Source organism: Pyxidicoccus caerfyrddinensis (assembly GCF_010894405.1).
GTDB lineage: Bacteria > Myxococcota > Myxococcia > Myxococcales > Myxococcaceae > Myxococcus > Myxococcus caerfyrddinensis.
The window spans coordinates 243,369-265,989 of record NZ_JAAIYA010000014.1; the positions used below are offsets into that span (position 1 = coordinate 243,369).

Annotated in this window: 20 protein-coding genes; 7 read left to right on the forward strand and 13 right to left on the reverse strand. The window is 70.6% G+C overall.

Features of this window, described 5'->3' with window-relative positions:
- Positions 1–13: 13 nt before the first annotated feature.
- Both G4D86_RS31500 and G4D86_RS31505 read right to left on the reverse strand, forming a co-directional pair.
- Positions 14–1,420 (reverse strand): protein kinase domain-containing protein, encoded by a 1,407-nt coding sequence (locus G4D86_RS31500; protein WP_163997771.1) that lies wholly within the window; start codon positions 1,418–1,420, stop codon positions 14–16.
- 339 nt (positions 1,421–1,759) lie between these two features.
- Positions 1,760–2,875, reverse strand: coding sequence for a DNA ligase (locus G4D86_RS31505; protein ID WP_163997772.1), 1,116 nt, complete (start codon positions 2,873–2,875; stop codon positions 1,760–1,762).
- A gap of 171 nt (positions 2,876–3,046) precedes the next feature.
- Between G4D86_RS31505 and G4D86_RS31510 the strand changes: the two genes are divergently transcribed.
- Positions 3,047–3,532, forward strand: coding sequence for a gluconokinase (locus tag G4D86_RS31510; RefSeq protein WP_163997773.1), 486 nt, complete (start codon positions 3,047–3,049; stop codon positions 3,530–3,532).
- A gap of 115 nt (positions 3,533–3,647) precedes the next feature.
- On the opposite strand, the gene G4D86_RS31515 is transcribed toward G4D86_RS31510, so the two are convergent.
- The 3 genes from G4D86_RS31515 to G4D86_RS31525 all read right to left on the reverse strand — a co-directional run bounded on the left by G4D86_RS31515 (position 3,648) and on the right by G4D86_RS31525 (position 9,264).
- A complete protein-coding gene (locus G4D86_RS31515) occupies positions 3,648–6,362 on the reverse strand; it encodes a CARDB domain-containing protein (protein WP_163997774.1) in 2,715 nt (904 codons plus the stop codon).
- Between the two features lie 170 nt (positions 6,363–6,532).
- Complete coding sequence (locus G4D86_RS31520) at positions 6,533–8,020, reverse strand: S28 family serine protease (protein WP_163997775.1); 1,488 nt, start codon at positions 8,018–8,020, stop codon at positions 6,533–6,535.
- A 146-nt stretch (positions 8,021–8,166) separates the two neighbouring features.
- A complete protein-coding gene (locus G4D86_RS31525; RefSeq protein ID WP_163997776.1) occupies positions 8,167–9,264 on the reverse strand; it encodes an NAD(P)H-dependent flavin oxidoreductase in 1,098 nt (365 codons plus the stop codon).
- A gap of 159 nt (positions 9,265–9,423) precedes the next feature.
- Here G4D86_RS31525 and G4D86_RS31530 point away from each other — a divergent pair, with 159 nt between their 5' ends.
- Positions 9,424–9,702 (forward strand): winged helix-turn-helix transcriptional regulator, encoded by a 279-nt coding sequence (locus G4D86_RS31530; RefSeq protein ID WP_205519879.1) that lies wholly within the window; start codon positions 9,424–9,426, stop codon positions 9,700–9,702.
- 37 nt (positions 9,703–9,739) lie between these two features.
- Here the strand turns inward: G4D86_RS31530 and G4D86_RS31535 are convergent, their stop codons facing one another.
- The 3 genes from G4D86_RS31535 to G4D86_RS31545 form a co-directional block, all read right to left on the reverse strand.
- A complete protein-coding gene (locus G4D86_RS31535) occupies positions 9,740–10,027 on the reverse strand; it encodes a CBS domain-containing protein (protein ID WP_240360571.1) in 288 nt (95 codons plus the stop codon).
- A 113-nt stretch (positions 10,028–10,140) separates the two neighbouring features.
- On the reverse strand, positions 10,141–11,067 hold the full coding sequence (locus tag G4D86_RS31540) for a cyclic nucleotide-binding domain-containing protein (RefSeq protein ID WP_240360572.1): 927 nt from the start codon (positions 11,065–11,067) through the stop codon (positions 10,141–10,143).
- A gap of 57 nt (positions 11,068–11,124) precedes the next feature.
- Positions 11,125–11,394 (reverse strand): hypothetical protein, encoded by a 270-nt coding sequence (locus G4D86_RS31545; protein ID WP_163997780.1) that lies wholly within the window; start codon positions 11,392–11,394, stop codon positions 11,125–11,127.
- Between the two features lie 141 nt (positions 11,395–11,535).
- Between G4D86_RS31545 and dhaL the strand changes: the two genes are divergently transcribed.
- The 3 genes from dhaL (at position 11,536) to G4D86_RS31560 (ending at position 15,148) form a co-directional block, all read left to right on the forward strand.
- On the forward strand, positions 11,536–13,233 hold the full coding sequence (dhaL, locus tag G4D86_RS31550; RefSeq protein WP_163997781.1) for a dihydroxyacetone kinase subunit DhaL: 1,698 nt from the start codon (positions 11,536–11,538) through the stop codon (positions 13,231–13,233).
- A gap of 137 nt (positions 13,234–13,370) precedes the next feature.
- Positions 13,371–14,627 carry a putative sensor domain DACNV-containing protein gene (locus tag G4D86_RS31555; protein WP_163997782.1) on the forward strand — a complete coding sequence of 419 codons (1,257 nt, stop codon included), beginning with the start codon at positions 13,371–13,373 and terminating at the stop codon, positions 14,625–14,627.
- A 266-nt stretch (positions 14,628–14,893) separates the two neighbouring features.
- On the forward strand, positions 14,894–15,148 hold the full coding sequence (locus G4D86_RS31560) for a hypothetical protein (RefSeq protein ID WP_163997783.1): 255 nt from the start codon (positions 14,894–14,896) through the stop codon (positions 15,146–15,148).
- Between the two features lie 1,024 nt (positions 15,149–16,172).
- Here G4D86_RS31560 and G4D86_RS31565 read toward each other — a convergent pair.
- Together G4D86_RS31565 and G4D86_RS31570 are read right to left on the reverse strand one after the other, a co-directional pair.
- Complete coding sequence (locus G4D86_RS31565; protein WP_163997784.1) at positions 16,173–16,883, reverse strand: GNAT family N-acetyltransferase; 711 nt, start codon at positions 16,881–16,883, stop codon at positions 16,173–16,175.
- A gap of 18 nt (positions 16,884–16,901) precedes the next feature.
- A complete protein-coding gene (locus G4D86_RS31570; protein ID WP_163997785.1) occupies positions 16,902–17,843 on the reverse strand; it encodes a LysR family transcriptional regulator in 942 nt (313 codons plus the stop codon).
- Positions 17,844–17,910: 67 nt separating this feature from the next.
- On the opposite strand from G4D86_RS31570, the gene G4D86_RS31575 reads away from it, so the two are divergent.
- Both G4D86_RS31575 and G4D86_RS31580 read left to right on the forward strand, forming a co-directional pair.
- Positions 17,911–19,116: a serine hydrolase domain-containing protein gene (locus G4D86_RS31575; RefSeq protein WP_163997786.1), complete on the forward strand. Its 1,206-nt coding sequence runs from the start codon at positions 17,911–17,913 to the stop codon at positions 19,114–19,116.
- A gap of 33 nt (positions 19,117–19,149) precedes the next feature.
- Positions 19,150–19,776, forward strand: coding sequence for a hypothetical protein (locus tag G4D86_RS31580; protein ID WP_163997787.1), 627 nt, complete (start codon positions 19,150–19,152; stop codon positions 19,774–19,776).
- A gap of 12 nt (positions 19,777–19,788) precedes the next feature.
- Here the strand turns inward: G4D86_RS31580 and G4D86_RS31585 are convergent, their stop codons facing one another.
- The 3 genes from G4D86_RS31585 to G4D86_RS31595 all read right to left on the reverse strand — a co-directional run bounded on the left by G4D86_RS31585 (position 19,789) and on the right by G4D86_RS31595 (position 22,530).
- Positions 19,789–20,538: a GDSL-type esterase/lipase family protein gene (locus G4D86_RS31585; protein WP_163997788.1), complete on the reverse strand. Its 750-nt coding sequence runs from the start codon at positions 20,536–20,538 to the stop codon at positions 19,789–19,791.
- Positions 20,539–20,800: 262 nt separating this feature from the next.
- Positions 20,801–21,886, reverse strand: coding sequence for a phosphotransferase (locus tag G4D86_RS31590; protein WP_163997789.1), 1,086 nt, complete (start codon positions 21,884–21,886; stop codon positions 20,801–20,803).
- A gap of 17 nt (positions 21,887–21,903) precedes the next feature.
- On the reverse strand, positions 21,904–22,530 hold the full coding sequence (locus tag G4D86_RS31595) for a phenylalanine--tRNA ligase beta subunit-related protein (RefSeq protein ID WP_163997790.1): 627 nt from the start codon (positions 22,528–22,530) through the stop codon (positions 21,904–21,906).
- Positions 22,531–22,621: the final 91 nt, after the last annotated feature.

The window sequence follows — 22,621 nt, forward strand, 5'->3', positions numbered from 1 at the left end:
GTTCGTCAGGGGCTCAGAGGTGGGCTTCCGGAGGCGGTGCGGGCGGTGCCGGCGTGCCCGGGCGGTGGGGCTGCACGCGGTGGATGAGCTCGCGGAGCCGGGCCGAGGGATTGAGGAACTGCACGCCCACGCCGGGGGACATGCCCCACGCGCGCGCCTGGGCGGAGTCCACGTGGCGCACCACCTCGCCCGCGCACTCCACCTCCTCGCCGGCCAGCAGCAGGGTGAACTCCAGCCGGTGGAACAGGCGCGGGAAGGGCTCCGCGCAGCACAGGAAGAGGCCGCCCTTGTTCAGCTCGGTGCAGCGCACCTCCACGGCGTCCGTCCCCGAGCGGCGGCGCACCCGTGCCAGCCAGGTGAGCGGCGGAGTGACGTCGCTCGGCTCCCGCGCCGGAGCGTCCGCTTCCGGCGCCGCCAGCGAGGGCGCGGGCACCGGCGTGTCGCCAATGGGAGGGACGTCCGCGTGCTGCTGCCGGGCCGAGGGCGGCGCCGCTGCGGCGAGCAGCGCCTCCTTGAACTCCAGCGCGGTGGCGTAGCGGTCCTCGCACCGGCGCTCCAGCGCACGCAGCAGCACCTCCGACAGCGCCGGAGGCACCGAGGGCACCAGCACGTGCGGCGGCAGCGGGCCCACCGGCCTCGAGGACAGCGCCAGCTCCGCCATCTGTCCGCGCTCGAAGGGCAGCTGCCCGGTGGCCATGTAGTACGCCGTCACCGCCAGCGCGTAGATGTCCGCGCGCCCGTCCACCGGCTGCCCCGCCCACTGCTCCGGCGCCATGTACGCGGGCGTGCCCAGGACGATGCCCGCCGCCGTCACGTCCTCGTTGTCCGGGCGGTGCGCCTTGGCCACGCCGAAGTCCAGCACGTGCAGCGACGGCGGCTCCGTCGCGTGCCGCACCACGAAGAGGTTGTCGGGCTTCAAGTCGCGGTGCACCACGCCGCAGCGGTGCGCGGCGTCCAGCGCGTCACACGCCTGGGCCAGCAGCAGCACGAGCTGCCCCGGGTCCAGCGGCCGGGGCAGGTGCGACAGCGGCACGCCCTCCAGGTACTCCATGACGAAGTAGTGGATGCCGCCCGGCGCCTCGTTGATGTCGAAGATGTGGACGATGTGCGGATGGCCCACGACGTTGACGGTGCGGGCCTCCGCGTAGAAGCGCGCGCGCAGGCTCTCGTCGTGCGCCAGGTGCGGGTGCAGCACCTTCACCGCCACCCGCGCGCCGATGCGGGTCTGCTCGGCCAGGTACACCGTGCCCATGCCGCCGGCGCCCAACCGGCGCATCAGCCGGTAGTGGCCCAGCGTCTGGCCGGTGAGGTCCACGGACGGCGGCTCCACCTCGTGGGTGGACCGCGCCGCCTGTGTCCAGTGCACGTTCTCGCACAGCACGTCCTCGGGATGGTCAGACAGACAGAGCTCGCAGTGCATGGTCGGCTCAAGCAGACACCAGGATGCGGGCTTTCGTGTCTGCGTTGGGGATGTGCACCGTTGCTCTGTAGACCGAGCACACAGCCCCGGGGCGATGGCCCCCGGTACGAGACGGCGGTTCGCGCCGTTGCGATGACCGCTAGCGCACACCCGTCCGGAGGTCGTCTGCTGTATGTGCCGGATTCCAAGAAGACGGCGCGCGCGCGTTTCGTCCAGCGCATTCGTGCGCGCATCCGCTCGCTGAACCCGCCTGCCTTTCGCCAGCGGGCACTGTGACGCCGCACCGTCGACCAGCGGACCGGGGCCTGCACCCGGGGGCGCGGGAGGTGCGGCGCGCCGCTACGCGCGGGCCTTGGACTTCGCCTTGGGCGCCGCGGCGAAGGGGACTGCGTCGATGCGCACGCCTACGTACGAGGGGAAGCGGGGCACGCCGTCGTCGGACAGCTCCTGGTAGCGGAAGGTGATGACGGTGCCGATGGCCGGCGGGGCCTCGCGCTCGGCGTCGGACAGGCCGGTGCCCACGCTGAAGCGCTTGCCGTTGCGCAGCTCCACCTCCAGCGCGCCCAGGCGGCCCTTGTGCCGGCCCGCGCCCGCGACGTGGCCCACGACGCGCGCCTCGTCGTCCTTGAAGCTCTTCACCTTGAGCAGCGTGTGCGAGCGGCCCGCCTCGTAGCTCGAGCCCGGCTTGCGCAGCATGAGCCCCTCACCGCCCAGCCCCTCCACGCGCTCCAATTCCTCGCGCAGGTGCGGCGTGCCCTTGCAGCGCTCGTGTGTGTGCCACTTCGCGTACGCCGGCTTCGCGTCCTCCATCCACTTGCGGCAGTGCTCCAGCCGCTTCTCGAAGGGCGCGTCCACGGACGGCGCGTCGAAGGCGACGAAGAACAATTCCTTCCAGTCGTCGCTGCGGTCCTGCCGGCGGACGATGCTCACCGTGCGCTGGAAGCGCTTGCGGCCGCCGAACAGCTCTCCGTCGAGCGGGAAGTCCGGCAGCCCGGCGGTGAACCACGCGGGCGCGAAGAACTCGTTGCCCAGGCGGGACCAGAAGCGCTGGCCGTCCCAGTACGCGCGCACGCCGTCGAGCTTCTCGCTCATCCACCAGTCGGTGAGGTCGACGTCGGTCTCCCACGAGTGCGCCAGCAGCAGCGGCGGGGCCTTGTCCTTGGCCTCCTTGGTCTCCGCGGCGTCCGGAGATGCGCCGGCCTTCTTCGCCTTGCCCGCGCTCTTCGCGGCGGGAGCAGTGCCGGTGCCGGACGCGGCGGCGCCGGTGCGCGCGTCCTCGGCGGCGTCCCCGCGCACCTTGCGCAGGTGCTTGCAGGTGCGCCGCTCAATCGCAATCGACTGGTTGCGCCACGCGGGGCAGCTGCACGAGTACACGCCACCGGTGTTCTTGAGGATGTAGGGCTTGGAGCCTGAACCCTGGAGCTCGAGCTTCGCGCCGTCCGCGATGTCCGCCATGACTTCCCCCTCCGTGCCGCGTCTCTCGCGGCGACGAAAGGAAGAGTACCTGGGGGGTCTGACATTCCCAGGACGTGATGGGGTGGGCATTCGGCGTCAAATGGGGTGGCGCGCGAGGGGGCGGGGCCGAATGATGGCGGGGCTCTTCACCGCCTCCGGAGGCCGCACGAGATGGTCGTCATCGTCATGGGAGTGTCGGGCGCGGGGAAGACCACGGTGGGCCAGGCGCTGTCGGCCGCGCTGGGCTGGCGCTTCGTGGACGCGGACGACCTGCACCCGAAGGCCAACATCGCGAAGATGGCGGCGGGCGTGCCGCTGACGGACGAGGACCGGTGGCCGTGGCTCCAGGTGCTGCGCGGGGTGATGGAGGATGCGCTGGCGCGCGGCGAGGACCTGGTGATGGCGTGCTCGGCGCTCAAGCGCTCCTACCGGACGGTGCTGGAAGTGGACCCCTCGCGGGTGCGGTGGGTGTACCTGAACGCGCCGCGTGACGTGCTGGCGCGCCGGCTGGCCCAGCGCCATGGCCACTTCATGCCGCCGTCGCTGCTGGACACGCAGTTGGCCGCGCTGGAGGTTCCGGAAGACGCGCTGGAGGTGGACGTGTCACCGCCGCCCGACGTGGTGGTGAAGCACCTCCGCGAGGGACTGGGGCTCTGACGCCCGGCCCTCCTCTCCCGCACCGCGAGAGGAGGGCCTTTCACCGCGCATCCGCCGCCCGGCGGCCTGAGGCGTCGTGGAAGGAACGTTCCTTCCACGAGCCACCGTGCGCGACTCAGGGCAGGACGTTGACGCGGCCACCCACGCGGGTGTTGTTGTCCTCGATGAGCTCGTTGTCGGTGGTGCCGTGCGAGTCCACGAGGGCGGCCAGGTAGAGCGAGCCATACAGGCTGTAGCCCGCGTAGGCATTGACCGTCACCGTCTGGCACTGGCCTGGCGCGAGATTGCCGATGTACTCGAGGCCCACGCGGAGGTCGGGCGTGGGAGTGGACGGCCCGAGCGGGGTGATGACGGTGTCCTCGGACAGGTACAGCTCCACGTCGGTGTTCCCCGGCACGGTGCCCTGGTTGCACACGCGCGCCGAGGCGGTGAAGGACTGGCCCCGCTGCGTGCTCGCGGGCCCGGTGACGGACGTCACCACGAAGTCCGGCCGGTCACCGATGCCAATGCGGGCGCCCGTGCGGGTGTTGTTGTCCTCCAGGAACTCCATCCTCGTGTTTCGCGGGTCCACCACGGCGCCCAGGTACCAGACGCCTTCCTCGACGTTCGTGTACGCGGGGACCGTCACCGTCTGGCACTGGCCCGGGGCGAGCATTCCGATGGGGGCGAAGCCCACGTTGACGTCCGGCCCGGAGCCATACTGGCCCGGGGTGATGACCGAGTCCTTGGACAGGTAGATTTCCACCTCCCCGGCGTACTCCGCCTGCGTGCCCTGGTTGCACACCGTCGCCGAGACGTTGAACGACTGGTCGCGCCTCGAGCTCGCGGGCCCGGTGACGGCCGTCACCACGAAGTCCGGCCGGTAGCCCACGCCGATGCGGCTGCCCGTGCGGGTGTTGTTGTCCTCGAACAGCTCGGTGACCATGCCGGCCGGGTCCACGGCCGCGCCCAGGTAGTACGTGCCATCCATCGGTCCCCCGCCGTAGGCGGGGAGGGGCATCGTCTGGCACGCGCCCGGAGCGAGCATGCCCGTGTGGATGATGCCGATGCCGTAGTCGGTGCCCGAGCCGGGGCCGTTGTTCGGCGTGATGACCGAGTCCTGCGACAGGTAGATTTCCACGGCGGTGTACTCCGGCGCGGTGCCCTGGTTGCACACCGTCGCCGTGACGTTGAAGGACTGGCCCGGCGCCGCGCTCGCGGGCCCGGTGACGGACGTCACCACGAAGTCCGGCCGGTAGCCCACGCCGATGCGGTTGCCCGCGCGGATGTTGTTGTCCTCGAAGAGCTCGGTTGTCCAGCCGCGCGGGTCCACGACGGCGCCCAGGTAGAAGGTGCCCTCCGTGCCGGGTGCGCCGCCGGTGACCGTCACCGTGCCGCACTCTCCGGCCGCGAGGTTGACGTGGCCCACGCCCACCGGCTGGTCCGTGCCCGGGCCCGGCGTCGTCGTCGGGGTGATGACGGAGTCCTGCGACAGGTACAGCTCCACGTCGGCGGAGTCCCGCACCGTCCCCTGGTTGCACACCCGGACCGTCGCGCTGATGCCACCGCCGGGCTGCACGGTGGCGGTGCCCGAGACGGATGACACCACGAAGTCAGGCTTCTCGCCGAACCCGATGCGGCTGCTCACGCGGGTGTTGTTGTCCTCGATGAACTCCTGGAGGCCGTTGGCCGGGTCCACCACGGCGCCCACGTAGTACGTGCCCTGGAAGTTGGAGGGCACGGTGGTCGCGAACGTCCGCGTCTCGCACTGTCCCGGGTTGAGCGGGAAGAGGAAGGAGGAGCTTCCCAGGTAATAGTCCGTGGAGCCGTTGGGGGTGATGACGGTGTCCTGGGACAGGTACCACTCCACCGGCGCGCTGCCCGACTGCGTGCCCTGGTTGCACACCGTCGCGGTGACGCTGACGAGCTGGCCCGGCAGCGCGCTCGTGGGCCCGGTGAGGACCGTGACGACCAGCTCCGGCCGGTAGCCCACGCCGATGCGGTTGCCCGCGCGGGTGTTGTTGTCCTCGATGAACTCGACGACGGAGTTGCCGGGGTCCACCGCGGCGCCCACGTACCAGGTGCCCTCGGCGGGCGCGGACGCCCAGGCCGACACCTGCTCCGTCCGGCACTGGCCCGGCGACAGCGGCTGGATGTACACGCTCCCCACCATCACGTCGGTGGGCGGGTTCGGCGGAACGGGCGGGGTGATGACCGCGTCCTGGGACAGGTACAGCTCCAGCGCGCCGTAGCCGGGCTGGGTGCCCTGGTTGCACACCGACACGGAGGCGGTGAAAGGCTGGTTCGGCAGCGTGCTGGTGGGGCCCGTGACGGAGGACACCACCAGGTCTGGCAGGTAGCCCACGCCGATGCGGCTGCCCAGCCGGAGGTTGTTGTTCTCGTTGGCCTCGGGCAGCGCGTTCATCGGGTCCGCGGCGGCGCCCAGGTAGTACGTCGCATCGGCACCCACCGAGGAGGAGGCCTGCACCTGCGCCGTCCGGCACTCGCCGACGCCGAGGTCCATGAAGACGTACCCCACCATGAAGTCAGGGGAGGGGGTGGTCGGCGTGTTGGGGGTGATGACGTTGTCGCGCGACAGGTACAGCTCCACCATGGCGCCACCCGGCAGCGTGCCCTGGTTGCAGGCGCGCACCGTGAGGGACAGCGGCTGATAGGGCAACACGCTCGTGGGCCCCGTCACCGACGTCACGACGAAGTCCGGCCCCGTGGCCAGCGCCTGCGCCGCGACTTCCGGCGACTCCGCCTCTTGAGGCTGCGACGCCTCTGGCGCCTCACCACACGCGGCCAGCGTCATCCACGCCACGAGCCCCGTGACACATCTGCTTCTCACACTTCGGTAATGCATCTCTCCACCTCGCGAAATACCTCCGGCCCGGCATTGGGAGAGAAGGCGGTTGACGGAGGAGGGCGTCGGTAATTCAACGCGAGGTGCAAAAGAAACACAGATACCGGAAGTCCTGACGGGCGGACCCACATGGTCCGCCCGTCACGGCCGTGGTCCTACGGCTGGGGCGGCCCGAGGCGGCGCTCGCGGACCCACTCGGCGCGCTCCTCATCGGAGAGCGGGACGGGCGCCTTTCGGGAGGCGAGGCCCGGCGCCTGGGGCGCGATGCCGGCCCACGTGGTGAGCCGCTCCAGCGCCAGGGCGCGCTCGGGCTCGGGGAGGTTGGAGATGCTGGAGCCGTGGTTGCCGCCGGGCTGGAAGAACCGGTAAGCGTCGTTGCGCTCGCGCACGTCGAAGGCATTCGTGGACCACGGGTCGTTCTCTCCGTAGACGAGCAGGATGCGCTCTCCGCGCGCCTTCACCCACGCGGCGATGAGCGGCACGGACAGGGGGTCGAACGGGTAGGGCTCCAGCGAGAAGGGCACCAGGGCGGCCGGCGCGTACTGCCGCGGGTAGTGCACGAGCCCTTGCAGGTGCCGCTCGTCGGAGCGGTAGCTGCCGAGCTGCGTGCCCGCCTGGAAGTAGTAGGGCGCGTAGAAGGAGATGCTGGCGTCGCTGAAGGCGTAGAGGCCGACGAAGGTGTCCAGCGCCGCAATCACCTCGTCCGCCGGTGCGCCGGGCGTGGGGATGATGGAGCAGTCGGCGGCGGTGCTGTACTGCCAGAAGACGAAGGGCAGCTCGAGGATGGTGAACTCGAACGTCTTGTCCGCGCCGAGGAAGTCGAAGGTCAGTCCCTGCGCGGCGGCGGCCAGCGCCAGCTGCGGCACCAGCTCGTCGCGCCGGGTGAGCGCGTCGCGCTGGAAGTCGCGGATGCGCTCGCGGCAGGCCGCGTCACCCACGCGGCTGAGGAAGTGGATGTAGCGCGGGTCCGACGGGCCGAAGCTGTTGGGCGCCACGTAGGCGACGGTGGCGTCCACGTCGTTCGAGTAGAGGGCGCGGTGGTAGAGGGACGTCATGCCGCCCTTGCTGGCGCCGGTGCTCACCCACTTGCCGGTGTAGAGCGCCTTGAAGGCGGTGACGATGCGGTGGTGGTCCGCCGCGGCCTGGCCCAGCGTGAGGTGCTCCCACGTGGCGGGCACGGGCGTGGACGGGCCGAAGAAGCGGTGCTCGACGCGGAGCTGGTTGGCGTCGAGCAGGAAGGTGGGCTCCGTCCGGCTCGCGGTCGTGCCGATGCTGTAGCCCGTGCTGGCCAGCACCATGGGGCCCTGCGTGGCGCGGTGCAGCAGCGTCAGGCGCTGCTGGAAGCGCGCGCCCTCGGGGTGCCGGTGGTCCACCGGCTGGTCATACGAGAGGACGAAGAATCGCGCGCCGGGCAGCGGCGTGGTGCCTTCGCGCACCACCGTGAGCCCGGGGATGGACCGCAGCGCGACGAGGATGTCCGTCTCGCCGTCGAGGGCCGCACGGGCCGCGACGGGCGTGACGGCCGCGGCTTCCGGGGGAGGAGCCTCTCCCTCGGGGAAGGTGGAGGTACCTCCACAGGCTTGAAGTCCCAGCGCGAGCGCGCAGCCCAGCGCGATGAATGGACGTCGGATGAGCTTCTGCATGGCTTCGAGAGTTCCTGTCCGAAATTCCCGGGAAAGTCCGGGTAGGGACGGAACGCCGTCAGGCCGTGGTTATTGCAACTCAGTGGTGGGATTGTTGCCGGATGGAGGGCGTCTCCGGGAGGACTGAAACCCGGAGCGCGCTCGTGTCACGGGCCCGGCTGCAGCAGGCCGCGCACCAGTGACTCCATCAGTTCCGGCGCGGTGCGGTGCTTCAGGTTGGGGGCGCCCTGTCCGCTCCACAGGGAGATGAGGTCCGTGCGCCCCGCCTTGACGACGGCGGGCCTCAGCTTCGACAGGAACCAGCCCTGGACGGGGAAGGGCAGCAGCTGCGCGGCGCGGGCGTTCATCTCGTCGCTCCAGCGGTTGCGCAGGCCGCGCGCCAGCCGCCCGGAGAAGGCCCGCGTCAGCACCGTGGCCTGTGACTTGTCGCTGAACAGCGCGGCGCGGTGCTCGGGCGTGGCGCCGGACTCCTCGCACGCGAGGAACGCGGTACCAATCTGCCCGGCCTGCGCGCCCAGCGCGAGCACGGCGCGAACGCCGCGCGCGTCGCTGATGCCACCGGCGGCGATGACGGGCGCCTTCACGCGGTCCGCGACGAGCGGGGTGAGCGCAAGCGTCCCCATCAGCGAGTCCTCCGCCCGCGCGAGGAACGATGGCCGGTGTCCGCCCGCCTCGAAGCCCGTGGCCACGATGAGGTCCACGCCCGCGTTGTCGAGCGCCTGCGCCTCCGCAATCGACGTCGCCGCGCCGACGGTGACGATGCCGCGCCTGCGGCACTCCGCGAGGATGGTGGCCGACGGCACGCCGAACACGAAGCTGAACACCGGCGGCCGCGCCTCCAGCAGCGCGTCCACCTGGTCCTCGAAGCGCTGGCTGAAGCGCTCGGGCCGCTCGGGCTTGTCCACGCCCAGCTCGCGGTAGAAGGGCTCGAAGAGCGCGTAGGCGCGGTCGAACGCCTCCGGGCTCAGGTTCAGCCCGCCTGGATCATGGTCCGACACCCAGAGATTCACGGCGAAGGGCTGGGACGTCAGCGACCGCAGCTCCTGCGTCAGCCGGCCCAGCTCGTCCGGCGGCAGGGTGTACGCGCCGAAGGAGCCGAGCCCTCCCAGGTTGGACACCGTGGCCGCGAGCCGGGTGGTGGACAGTCCACCGCCGAACGGTCCCTGGACGATGGGGTACTTCACGCCCAGCCGGCGCACGGCCTCCTGCTCGCTGCCTGCCTTGCCGCTCCATGTCTCGCTCATGGGGCAAGGATAAGCGCCGCTGGTTTTCCGCGCGCCACGCGTAAGCAGGGTTACTTCACTTCGTGGTAACCGGACGGTTACTGGAGGACGCCCATGTCGTTGCCAAGGCGAAAGAGCAGGGCTCCCGCTCCGCCGCCCCCCTGTGCGCTGACGGAGTGCATGTCCCTCATCGGCGGCGCGTGGACGCCCAACGTCATCTGGCACCTGAGCGCCGGTCCGCGCCGCTTCAGCGAGCTGCGGGCGGACATGCCTCGCATCTCCGCCAAGGTCCTCAGCGCCCGCCTGAGGACCCTGGAGCAGCGCGGCGTCATCCGCCGCCGGGCCCTGCCCACCTCTCCGCCGTCGGTGGAGTACTCGCTGACGGAGCTGGGTGCGGAGCTGCTCCCGGCCATCCGCGCCATCGTCGACGTCGGCGCGAGGCTGAAGCAGCTCCGTTGAAGCTCCGTTGAAGCTCCGTTGAAGCTCCGGTGACGCGCTACTGCTTCCAGCGCTTGCTCGTCTGATACACGTCCACCAGCGGGGAGATGAGCGTCACCCGCGGGCGCCAGGAGGAGCCGTCCTCACCCTCCTGCAAGGATTTCAGGGAAAGAATTTCCGACATACAGGCCAGCGGGGAGTGCTCCCACACCTGCCGGAGGTCCTCGGTCGTCACATTGCCGAGCAGCTCCCCGCGCGTCTCGTCCACGACGGGAATCCGCTCCAGCCCGTAGCGCTTCATCACCGCGAGCGCCCGCACCACGGTGTCATTCGGGAACAGAGTCACTGCCTTCGCCACCAACGCACTGCGAACTTCGGACTGCGCCGCCATCGCCCACCTCGCCAACCCATGCTGCCCGGCGGGGGACATAGCAAACGGGCTGCCAACCACCGGGCGTCTCAGGAGTCCTTGTCTTCGGGTGCGCGGGACGGCTCGGCCATCACCTGCACCGTCTGCTTCAGGCGCTCCAGCCCCAGCCGCACCAGGGCGCCGCGCAGGTTGGGCTGGGTCATGATGGTCTTCTCGAAGACCTCTCGCTCCAGCTTCAGCAGCGTGCAGGTGGTGAGCGTGCGCACGGTGGCGGTGGCCAGGCGGCTGCGCAGGAGGGAAATCTCCCCGAAGAGGGCGCCCTCCTCCAGGCGGGGGTAGGCCGTCTGGGTGCCGTCATCGTGGGTGTGGAACACCTCACACTGGCCACGCAGTAACAGATACAGCGCATCCCCGGGCTTGCCCCGGGTGAGCAGGGTTTCACCCGCCTGCACCGTGACGGGGACGAAGGCGTGGCCGAGTTGTTTCTGTAACTCGGGTGACAGTGTGGCGAGCAGCGGATTGACGCGCATGGCCTCCGCCATGAAGCGCTCGCGGGCGGTGCGCTCCACCTTGTCGCCCTCCACGCCGTAGTCCGCCCAGGCCGCTCGGTCGCCCGTCTGGGACAGCTCGAGGACGACGGCGTCCTCCAGGGCCACGACGCTCGCGGTGCGCGGGGTGCCGGTGAGCAGCGCCAGCTCGCCGAAGAACTCGCCGGCGCCGAGCTGCTCGACGATGCGGGGCTGTTGGCCCTCCGCCTCGCGGGCCACGGCGACGCGGCCCTCCAGGACGACGAACATGGAGGTGCCGGAGTCTCCCTCCTTCACCACCACCTCGCCCGCCTGGAGGAAGCGGGTGACCACCGGCGTGGAGGACTCCGCCGCGCCCGGAGTGCCGGGCTGCGCGGGCGCGGCCCCGGCGCCGGTGGACGACGAGGGGCCAGCGGAGTCGGAGAACAGGGACCGGAGACGCTCCAGCAGGGACATGACGATGACTTCCAGGCGAAGAGGCGGCGCCATCCTACAAGCGCCGCGTGGTGCGCGGGGAGCGTCGGGCTCTCCCGCGCACTCCGGGTGTTACGTCTCGGAAGGAGGAGTGCTGGGGGTGCTGGGCGTGCCGCGGTCGGCCTCCTTGGAGCCGACGACGGTGAGGTTCATTCCAATCTGGACCGAGACGGGCTTGCCATCGACGGTGACGAGCGTCTTGCCGTTGATGTACCAGCCGAACGAGCCGGTGGAGAACGACTTCACCTCGGCGAGCATCTCCTGGCCGTTGATGACGACCTTCAGCGGCTCGGCCTTTTCGAGGAACTGCGACAGGGTCACGGGGCACGGGGACTTGGCCATGCGGGAACCCTATCACCGGGACTCGGAGATGGGATTGTGACGCTCGGGCCTGTGTTGGAGACAGGCCGCACGCGTCGTGCTTGACGGGCCCACGCGGCCCGTCCACCTTGGGCATCCCCCTTCACCGAGGAGAACACCGCCGTGAAGAAGCTCGTCAACGCGCCCCGCGCCGTGGTGCGGGAGATGCTCGAAGGACTGGTCGCGCTCGCTCCGGGACAGGCCCTGCTGGAGGGGGAGACGGTGGTGGTGCGCGCGGACACGCCGCCGGATGTGCGCCAGCGCAAGGTGGCCGTCATCTCCGGCGGTGGCAGCGGGCACGAGCCGGCGCACGCGGGCTACGTGGGCGCGGGCATGCTGGACGCGGCGGTGGCGGGGGACGTGTTCACCTCGCCGAGCACGGACGCGGTGCTGGCCGCCATCCGCGCGGTGTCCGGTCCGGCGGGCGCGCTCCTGGTGGTGAAGAACTACACGGGGGACCGGCTGAACTTCGGGCTCGCCGCGGAGCTGGCGCGCGCGGAGGGGATTCCCGTGGAGACGGTGGTGGTGGCTGACGACGTGGCCCTGCACGACACGGTGGAGCCCGCGCGGCGCCGGGGCATTGCCGGGACGGTGCTGGTGCACAAGCTCGCGGGAGCGGCCGCCGCGTCGGGCGCGTCGCTGGCGGAGGTGGCGCGGGAGGCCGTGGCCGCCGCGGCGGAGCTGGGCACCATGGGCGTGGCGCTGGGGCCGTGCACGGTGCCGGCGGCGGGGCGGCCCGGCTTCACGCTGGGCGAGGATGAGCTGGAGCTGGGCCTGGGCATCCACGGGGAGCAGGGCGTACGGCGCGTGCCGATGCAGCCGGCGGATGCGCTGGTGGACACGCTGCTGACCACGATTCTGGAGGACCGGCGCATCTCCTCCGGTGACAGGGTGGCGCTGCTGGTGAACGGGCTGGGAGGCACGCCGCCCATGGAGCTGGCCATCGTCGCGAGGCGGGCGCTGGCGGTGCTGCGCGAGGCGGGCGTGCGCGTGGAGCGGGCGTGGAGCGGGACGTTCCTCTCCGCGCTGGAGATGCCGGGGTGCTCGCTGTCGCTGTTGAAGGTGGACGATGCGCGGCTGGCGCGGCTGGACAGCGCGACGACGGCGCCGGCCTGGCCGGGGGCGGGGAGTGTGGCGCCGGTGCGTGAGCCCCGGCACGTGTCGCCCGAGCGGGAGACGCCGGTGGACGTTGGCGAGCGGCAGCCGGGGATGGAGCGCTTCCAGAAGGCGGCGCTGGCGGTGGCGGATGCATTCGACGCGGCGGAGTCCCGGCTGACGGCGCTGGACAGCGCGGCGGGGGATGGTGATTTGGGGCTCAGCCTCGCGCGCGGTGCGGCGGCGATTCGCGCGCTGCCGGAGTCGTCATGGACGAGTCCCACGCGGGCGCTGAATGCGATTGGCAATGCACTGCGCCGCAGCATCGGCGGCAGCTCGGGGCCGTTCTATGCCACCGCGCTGCTGCGCGCCGCGCGTCACCTGGTGGACCGGGCGCCGGACGCCACCGCATGGGCCGAGGCGTTCGGTGTCGCGGTGGATGCGGTGTCGGAGCTGGGCGGCGCGCGTCCTGGAGACCGCACCATGCTGGATGCGCTGCGGCCGGCGGCGGACACCTTCGCGCAGGAGTTGAAGGCGGGCCGCTCCACCGCTGACGCCTGGGCTGCCTGTGTCCGCGAGGCCGAGCAGGGCGCGGAGGCCACGACGCGCATGCAGCCACGCCTGGGCCGTGCGAGCTACCTGGGCGACCGTGCGCTCGGCGTGCCCGATGCTGGCGCGGCGGCGGTGGTCGTCTGGCTGAAGGCGCTCACCGCGTTCATCGGGTGAGCGGCGGCTAATACTACCTGGTCATTTGGCAGCATGGAGCTTGGGTGCCAGGGACGCAGGGGATTTCTCTCACAAGCGCTTCTCGCCCGTCAGCGCGGTCGATGTGACGGCGCATTTCTAGGGTGCGCCGAAGCGACGTGTCCGGGCTACACCACCACGTTATGGAGAAACCAAAATACCCAAGGGAGCACCTCCACGCTGCCCTGGCAGCCTCTGTGCCCGAATGGCTCGAGCTCGCCGACCTTCTTGAGGACCTCGGCGAGCTAGTGGACCAGGTCTTCTTCGCGAGTCTCGCGACGGAGGAGGGCGAGAACCTCCGCTTTCATGTGGTCGTCGCAGGCAAGAAGAAGTTGGAGGAAGTGACGGACACGGAGTGGCCTGCCGCCATCCCGGAGGAGCAGGAGCAGGAGCTGGCCTGGACGGTCATGCGGATCGAGCCGCACCGGGTCGACCCCAAGGCCCTCGTGAAACTCGCAGGGGCTACGGAGTTCGGGCGCACGGCCTTGGTGCTCGACCAGCGCGACGAAGATGGCCAGCTCTGGATCTTCGGAGTTGCACGACGCAATCCTCGAACAAATGGCGGCAGGGTGCTCGTCGTCTCCACATCGGCACCGGGTGCGGTGTCCGTCTACTTCGAGGGGCGACGCATCATGCGCTACGAGCGTGGACTGCTCGTGCCGCCCGTGGTGGACGTCTTCTCGGAGTCTGGGGTAGTGACCCGCGCAATCCGCAGCTCAATTCCAGAGTTTCTGGCGCGGATGAAGAACTACCTCTTCTCGCCTCACAACGTTGGGGAGCGCGTCTTCTCGCGCTTGGTGCGGGGGATGCGGGCGACAGGACATGGCTGTTCTGTGCTCGTTCTGCCTGCGGTTCCCGAGGGCGAGGCGGCACCGAAGCCGAAGTACCGACTGCTGCGAGCGGACGTGCTGGCCGCACAAGCCCAAGCGTACGTCGACGTCCACACTGAGAGGATCAAGGCGCAGTGGGGGGCGGAGAACCTGGACGAGTTTCCGTTCGAACGGTGGAAGCAGCAAGAGGACGTCGCCGAAGCAAACCTCGAGGCGGCAGTGGACGACATTGCGCGGCTCACAGCCCCGGATGGTGCGCTACTGATGGGGCCTGAGTTCGCCGTCCTCGGAGCTGGCTACATGGTGACGGGCACCGGAACAGGAAAGGTGCTGGACATCTTTGAAGCCTTCGACGCCGAGGGCGAACGCGTCAGCGAGAAGCCGTATGCACTCGAACAACATGGGGCGCGGCACAAGGCTGCAGCCACTTTCGTTTCCCAGAGTGGTGGGTTCGCGTTTGTCGCCTCCGAGGATGGGCCGCTGAAGGTCCTCGTACGCCACGAGGAGCGCATCCTCCTTTGGCGCGTGGAGCTTCCTGAGTACTGAGGTCGTCCGCCTGCGCGTCTTCGGGTGAAGCGCTGGCGAGATGCAGGAGCAGAGCCGCTGTACGACCCGGGACACGTGACCAGGTCGTACTAAGCCACTCGGGGTAAGTCCTGTCAGAGGGTCGTGCGGAGTGAGAGTGGCTGGAGCCGTCCCGTACGCTGCATGCACTTCCGGGATGTCAGGCGTTGTTCGGCTGGGACCGGGCTGAGCCTGACCATACGAAGTCGTGTATTGTCAGCGCTCCACGCAGCTCTGGAGAAAGCAACATGCGACGTCTCGTGTGTGCTGTGACGCTCTCAATTGGAATGCTGATGGGCTGTGGTGGCCCCGCCGACGTGAACACGCCGGACACGGTCGACTCGGTGGAGCAGGGGCTGGCCTGCCAGTACCCGGACATGCTCTGCCCCTCGCGCTACGCCTGTGTCGGTGGTCTGTGCCGCAAGGAGTGTCCGGAGACGGAAGTCTGCTGGAACGGCGCCGCGTGCCGCATCTACGCGGACGGCACGCCGTACTGCTTCTAAGCCACCCGGGGTAAATCCTTGCCTACCTCAGGAGGTTGGCAGAGGACGTGAGCCGTCTGAAGTCACCTGGGTGGCGCATTCAAGATGCGGATGAGCCCTGCCGAGCCTGGGAGGGCCTGCGCGAGGGAGCCCCCAACGCGGCTAGCGGCTGCCGCCGTCACGCGCTCCGTCGCGACCTGCCCTTATGACAATGACACTTCGTGCGAAGCCATGCCGCCGACGGTAGGAGCGCGCGTGGTATCGGGCCACCACCGGAGGCCTCTGCCCCTGTTGCAAGCGCCTGGCAGCCGTGGCCCGCTGGGCGAACAGGAGCGGAAGGAATGCTCATTCCGCGGGACTGCCGCCTGGGGAGGCAGTCTCGGGTGCGGACGGGAGCGGAAGGAACGCTCATTCCGCGGGACTGCCGCCCTGGCCGGGCGAGGACGGCAGGGGCGAGGTGCAGTGGGGGGTCCATCGGGAAAGGGCTGGCTGGGCACTTGGGGCGCCCCTCCTGGGGCTGGCGCCCAACACCTGCGCGGGACCCGTCACGTCATGCCCGGCGCCGTTCAACAGGACGAAGCGGCACGCAGCCGTACCGCACCCTTGCCAGTTCTGCGCGCCAGCGGATGAGGGTGCGGACACGGATGGGCCGTCAGTTTGAAGGGTTCCCGTTCCGGACCCTCCTCCGCGCCTCATGCCCGACAGCGGGGATGTTACCGACGTAGGCAAGGATTTTCCCCGGATGGCTTAGCCGTTGCCGCGCCGCCGGGGCGCGTTCACGCGCGTCCTGGCGGCCGTGGCCCCTGCGCCCCAACTGCCCACCGACGTGCACATCGTCACGGCCCCGGTGTTCCCCCTGAACGCTCCACAGCACGACCGCGGCGCGCATGGCTACCGCGCCGCGTACTTCGTAGCGCAGCACCTGCCGAAGCTGCTTGCGCTCGGAAGGGGGCAGGCAGAGACCTCTCCGCCCGGAAGCCACATCGCCGCTCCTTGTGCTGAACGGGCGGTGATGCGACCTCTGACAGGGCTTACCCCGGGTGGCTTAGCGCTCGCTGCCCTCTCGGAAGAGGGAGACCACCCGGGCCACCGGAGTGAACCCGAGCCGGGTGGCGAGCTGGAGCGACGCGGTGTTGGACTCGAAGGCAGCCCACACCGCGCGCTTGCCCCGGGCGCGCATGTGCTCGATGAGCACGTGCGCCGCCGCCGATGCGTACCCCCGCCGTCGCCACGCCTCCACCGTGTCGATGGACACGTCCCACCACGTCTCCGTCGCGCTGCCGGAGTAGCTGAAGGCGACGGGCAGGCCCTCCGCCGTGAAGGCGACCCCGAGCGACGAGGAAGCGCGCGCGTGCGTGAGCTCCCGGGCGAGGTCCTCTGGCAGGTGACCCAGGTCCAGCGGCTCGCCCTCTTCGAGCACTCGCGCCTCGCCCCGGATGACGGGCGGCGGCGGTGGGCCTTGCTGGACGTGGACCACCGCCACCTCCTGGCCCCAGCCCGGCACCGGCCCGAGCGTCCGCGCGTCCTGCAGCGACAGCACCACCTCCGTGCCGGGAGGCAGCCGCTCCAGGAACGCGAGGAGCTGGGGCCTGGGCGGTTGGCCCACGATGCAAGCCTCCCCGTCGTCATTCAGTAGCGCGGAGCGGCCGTCGCTCCACTCGATGGCGCTGGCGCCCGCGCCCAGCAGCGCGCCGCGCGCCCAGACCTGGTCGGGCACATCGGGAAGCCGGGCCAGCAAGGGCGCGGGGTCGAACATGCGCGCAGTGTACCGCGCTCAGTGCGGGTTCAGCTCGGCGGCGCGCTTCTCCAATTCGCGCACGGCGAAGTCGATGAACGCTCGCACGCGCGGCGTCCTCCGCATGTCCGAGTGGACACCCAGCCTGACGGCGAGCACCGGGCCGGGGCGTGGCGTCTCGATGCGCCGGAGCGTCAGCCGGCGGTCCACGAGCACACGGGGCAGGGCGGCGAGCGCCTCACCTGCCTCGGCGGCCGCGAGCTGTGACCAGATGCTGTTGGTGCGCAGGATGGACCGTGCATCGGGCGCGACGTTCCGCATCCATTCCGTCATCGGGGCCCGGGGCGGCGTCTCGTGCAGCATGACGATGGACTGACCGGCGCAGCCCGAGGCGAAGTCCGGAAGCCCGTGCTGCTCCAGGTACGAAGGCGAGGCATAGAGGCCATACGCGACATCGGCGACCTTGCGCTCGACGACATCCTCCTGGTCGAACAGCCCGGGGCGGAAGGCGATGTCGGCCTCGCTGCGGGACAGGTTGAAGCGTCGCCCGTCGTTGATGAGCGCCAGGCTCACCCGGGGATGCCGTCCGCCGAACCGGGCCATGATGGGCGCAATCACGTGGTCCCCGAGCCAGTCCAGGCTCGTCACGGTGATGCTGCCCTGAAGGCCCGTGTCGCGCGCCGCGAGCCGGCGCTCCACCGTGAGCGCACCTTCCTCCATCCGGTCCAGCCCGTCGAGGAGGCCCGTGCACAGCGGCGTGGGCGTGAGCCCACTCTTGCCGCGCTCGAACAGCTTCGCGCCGGTGCGTCGCTCGAAGGCGTCCAGCCGGCGGCTGACCGTGGGCTGTGTCGTCCCCAGGGCCCGTGCGGCGGCGCTCAGCGAGCCGTGTTTCGCCACCGCGAGCGCGATTCTCAAGTCGTCCCAGTCCACGGTGCTCCCTGTCGCCCTATACGGATTCGTATAGGCACCCTTCGGAATCATGGGCTGCCGGGCCCGGAGGCGCCACGTACATCGTGAGCGTCGTCGTCACCGCTCACAGGAGCACCCCATGACTTCCGCAATCGCCGCCCTCGTGGTGGCCACCAGTCTCGCACTTGCCCCCGCCGCCCCTCCTGAAGACGCTGCACTCCAGGCGCGGGTGGACTCCGTCATCGACCGCGCCCTCGCGGAGAAGCGCATCGTCGGCACCGTCGTTGTCGTCGCGAAGGACGGCAAGGTCGTCTACCAGCGCGCCGCCGGCTTCGCCGACCGCGAGGCGAAGAAGCCCATGCGCGAGGACGCGCTGTTCCGCCTGGCCTCGCTGACCAAGGCGATGGTGTCCGTCGCGGCGCTGAAGCTCGTCGAGCAGGGGAAGCTCGGACTGGAAGACCCGGTGACGAAGTGGATTCCCACCTTCCGGCCGAAGCTGGCGGACGGCACCGAGCCCATCATCACCGTGCGCCACCTGATGACGCACACCGCGGGGCTGACCTACGACTTCATGGAGCCGCCGGACGGGCCGTACCACCAGGCCCGCGTCTCCAACGGGCTCGACCAGCCCGGCCTGTCCATGAAGGAGAACCTGCGCCGCCTCGCCTCTGCGCCGCTGACGTATGCGCCGGGGACGCGGTGGGGGTATTCGATGGCCACTGATGTGCTGGGAGAAGTGCTCGCCCGCGCCGGTGGGGCGCCGCTGCCCACGGTGGTCGAGCGGTTCGTCACGCGCCCTCTCGGCATGACGGACACGGCCTTCAGCGTGAAGGACGTGGCGCGACTGGCGACGCCGTACGCGGATGGGAAGCCGGAGCCGGTGCGCATCGGCGAGTCGCGCTTCGTGCCCAGCGGCGCCAGCGGCGTCACCTTCGTGCCGGGCCGGGTGTTCGACGCGCGCTCCTTCGCGTCCGGAGGGGGCGGCATGGTGGGCACGGCGGCGGACTACCTGAAGTTCCTGGAGGCGGTCCGGACGGGCGGGGCGCCGGTGCTGAAGTCCGCCACCGTGGAGCAACTGACCACGGACCAGGTGGGCCCGCAGGCGGCGAGCAACGGGCCGGGCTGGGGCTTCGGCCTGGGCGTGGGCGTGCTCGTGGACCCGGTGAAGGCGAAGAGCCCGCAGTCGGTGGGGACGTTCAACTGGATGGGCGCATACGGCCACAGCTGGTTCGTGGACCCGAAGCAGGGGCTGACGGTGATTGCCCTCACCAACACCACGTTCGAGGGCATGTGGGGCGCCTTCCCCGTTGCCCTCCGCGACGCCGTCTACGACGCTGGCCACTGAGCGGGCCCACGCGGGGCCTGCACGGAGGCCCCGATGACGCGCGGCTGGCGGTGGGTGTCGATGTGGTGGAGCGGAGCCCTGGTGACTGGCGCCTTCGCCGCGCACGCTTCCGAGCCCGCGGCTTCCGACTGTGACTTCCGCCTGGAGTGCCGGCTCGGGGCCCGCGCGTTCTCGGTGGGCTTCGACTCCGCGTCGGGCGAGTGCGTCGAGGACGACATGCGGGCCTTCGTGGAGACCTCGGGTGGGAAGACCGACGTTCCGCTGGAGAAGGCCTGGTACCGCTCCATCTCGAACCTCGCGGATGGGGCGTCCATCTGCCGCGTCGCCGGAGCCGGGGTGCCTGTCAGCGAGGTCTCCGCCTTCGCGGTGGATGACCATCGGGCACTGGTGTTCTTCACGCAGGACGGCCGCCCCGGCTACGACTCGGTGGGCGTGGTCCTCATCGACGCGGCGACGGGGAAGGTGCTCGACGTGAAGCAGCGGCTCGGGCAGTCGAAGGACAGCACGGTGGCCATCCTGAAGACGCCACGCGGGTACAAGCTCCAGTTGGTACGCGAGTCCCTGTCGGTAGTGCGCTGTGACTGCTCCGCCGCCTTCGCGGACGACTGGATGTCCGTGGAGGTCGTCAACGGCCGGATTCGCGCGCGCTGGATGCGGTGAGACGCCGGCAGGTCAGTGCGTCGTCGGAAGCCACCCGGCGCGCTGCATGGCCTGGAGCGTGACGTCGGCGAGCTTCTGGTAGCCAGCGGGGCTCGGGTGGAAGGCGTCGGAGGAGAGCCACTCGTAGTGTTCGGCCAGCTCGCGCGAGGCGGGCAGCAGGTCCACCACGAGGACGCGCGGGCCGAAGGGGCGGGCCGTGTCGTTGATGGCGGCGTTCCACGCGTTGACCTGCTCGCGAAGCTTCGCGCGCATCTCGGACGTGGCATGCGAGCCGACGAGCGTCGCGAGGTCCGGGACGTTGAGCAGCACCACCCGGGCATCCGTCTCGCGCATCAGCCGCTCGAGCGTGGCCTGGAGGGTCTTCTGGTAGGTGGCCAGCGGCACGGGGCGAAGGGCGTCGTTCACCGACAGCCACATCGTCACGAGCGTGGGGTGGAAGGCGATGGCGCGGGGCACCTCGACGTCCTCCGCCTCCGCGAGCGTGATGCCACTGCGCGCGAAGCGGTCATACACCGTGCCTTCGGGCAGCGCGGCGCGGAGGCGCGCGGTCCAGTTCTCGCTCGTGGGCAAGGAGCTGCCGACGCCGAGGGTGTCGGAAGCGCCCAGCGCGGCGTAGCGGATGGGCGTGCGCAGGGCAGCCGGGGCGAGTGGCGCCTCGGCAGGAGTGGGCTCTCTCAGCGCGGTCTGGGGCCGGCCGGCGAGTGCGGCGGTGCCCAGCCCGAGCATCGTGGCCAGCGTCAGGAGGAGGAAGAGGAGCGGCATGCGTGGGCTGCGTCAGGAAATGAGTGCCCCTGGCGATAAAGCCCCCGCGGCCCCCGTGCATGGGCGGGCCGAGGAATGAACGTTCCTTCCACGGGGAGGCGGCCGGGCCCCCGGCCTCCCTCCCGAGGGCCTTCAGGTGAAGCGACGGCTCACCCCACCTGGGTGCAGGCGCATTCGGTGGCTGGTCCGTCCGGGTGACAACTGAAGTGCTCGAGTGATTGAGCGCAGTTGAATGGAATCAACCGGTCCGCTGTCGCCGGGGCTACTGGAACGCGGGCCAGACGAACGCGGGCGTCTCCGACCACCGCTCCTTGAGCCGTGACTCCAGCGACGCCAGCGTGCGCGACAGCGCGGGCACGGGATTCTGCGGCTCCAGCACGGTCCGGCAGCGCGCGAGGTGCCGCAGCAGCGCCGCGCGCTCGGAGAAGCCCGGGGCCCACTCGCGGTCCTGCTCCAGGGCCTTCGGTGGAATCCACTGAAACAGGTTCACCGTGCGCGCCGCGGCGACGATGGCGCGCGCCCGCATCCACGAGGTATCCACCTGCGCCGCGTCGCAGGACTGAGAGCAGGCGATGCGGTAGCTCAGCTCCGCGCGGGTGATGAGCTCGTCGGGCAGTGGCACCACGAGCAGCCACATCAGGCAGTCGTAGAGCGCGTGGCGCATGCCGCAGTACTCGAAGTCGAGCAGGCGCGCGCCATTCGGCGTGAAGATGGTGTTGCCCGGCGCCATGTCTCCATGGGTCATCGCGAGGAAGGGGCCGGGGTCGGCCAGCTCGCGCGCGAGCACCTCCAAATCCTCATGGGTGCCGGGCGCCTCCACCGCGCCGGTGGCCCTCACCCAGCGGCTCAGCCGGTCCTCGTGGTCCAGCAGGTAGCGCGCGTTGTCGATGCGCGCTCGCGAGGGCCGGGGGCTCAGCGTGTGTCGGATGAGGTCGAAGTCCGCCTGCACGCCCAGGGTGCGCGCGTGCATCTGCCCGGTGAGGCGCGCCACCGCGAGCAGCCCGCTGGTGGCGGCGCGCGGGTCATTGCCGTTGAGCAGGTCCTCCAGACTCGGCCCTGTGCCCAGGTCTTCGAGGAGGAACAGGCGCGTGGCCACGTCCCCGGCGATGAGGCCCGGCGCGGTGGTGAGGTTGAGGCGGCCGAGCAACTCCAGCCCGGTCCACTCGTCCAGGCCCAGCACCGGGTCGTCGCGGAAGTGCTTGAGGATGACGGTGGCCATCTCCCCGCCGCGCACGGAGGCTCGCACGACGTCGCAGCGGGACTGGGTGCGCAGGACCTGGGGCCCGGACAGCAGCACGGGCCGTCCCCACGCGGCGGAGAGCGCACGCGCTCCGTCCGCGAGGAGCATTTCCAGGTCCGGGGCGCTCAGGGCAGCCGCTCCACGGTGGCGCCCGCGCGCTCCAGCAGCTCGCGGTACCAGGCGAAGGCGCGGGCGGTGCGGTCCCCCAGCTCCTTCGACCCCCACAGCACGGTGAGCGTGCGGCGCGTCTCCGCGTTCGTCTTGGTGCGCTGCGCGTCCTTCACCGCGTTGGCGCAGGGCCCCTCCGCGTCGAAGAGGCACAGCAGCCCCTCCAGGTCGATGCTCTGCCCTGAAGCGTTGAAGACGTACTGGGAGCCGGCGGGCGCGATGCCGATGCGGAACGGCGCGCGGGCCCGGTCCAGATCCACGACGCTGATGGGCAGGCCGCTGTGCAGCGACACCGCGTTGCAGGCGTCCACGGCGGTGTTGATGGAGCCGAGCGAGCCGTCCCCGGAGGCGCGCACGAGGTACTCGGAGGCGGGCTTGCCGCGCCCGGTGGGCTTGTAGCCGCCGTGGCGGAGCATGTCGCGCACGGTGCCTCGCACGGCGTCGTCGCTGGAGAAGGGGGCGGAGGCGCCGGGCTTGAGCAGGGCCACCAGCCACTCCGGCGAGGGCAGCGAGCCCAGGGGCGCGGGGAACGTGGTGGTGAAGGCCAGCGTATCCAGGGAGGGATGCGGGTCGACGGTCAGCACGGCGGGGGACTCTACGCCCGCCCCGGGGCCCGGGGGCGCGTCATGTCACGCGAGTGTGGACAGTCCTTCGAAGCGCGCTCCCGTGGCCCGG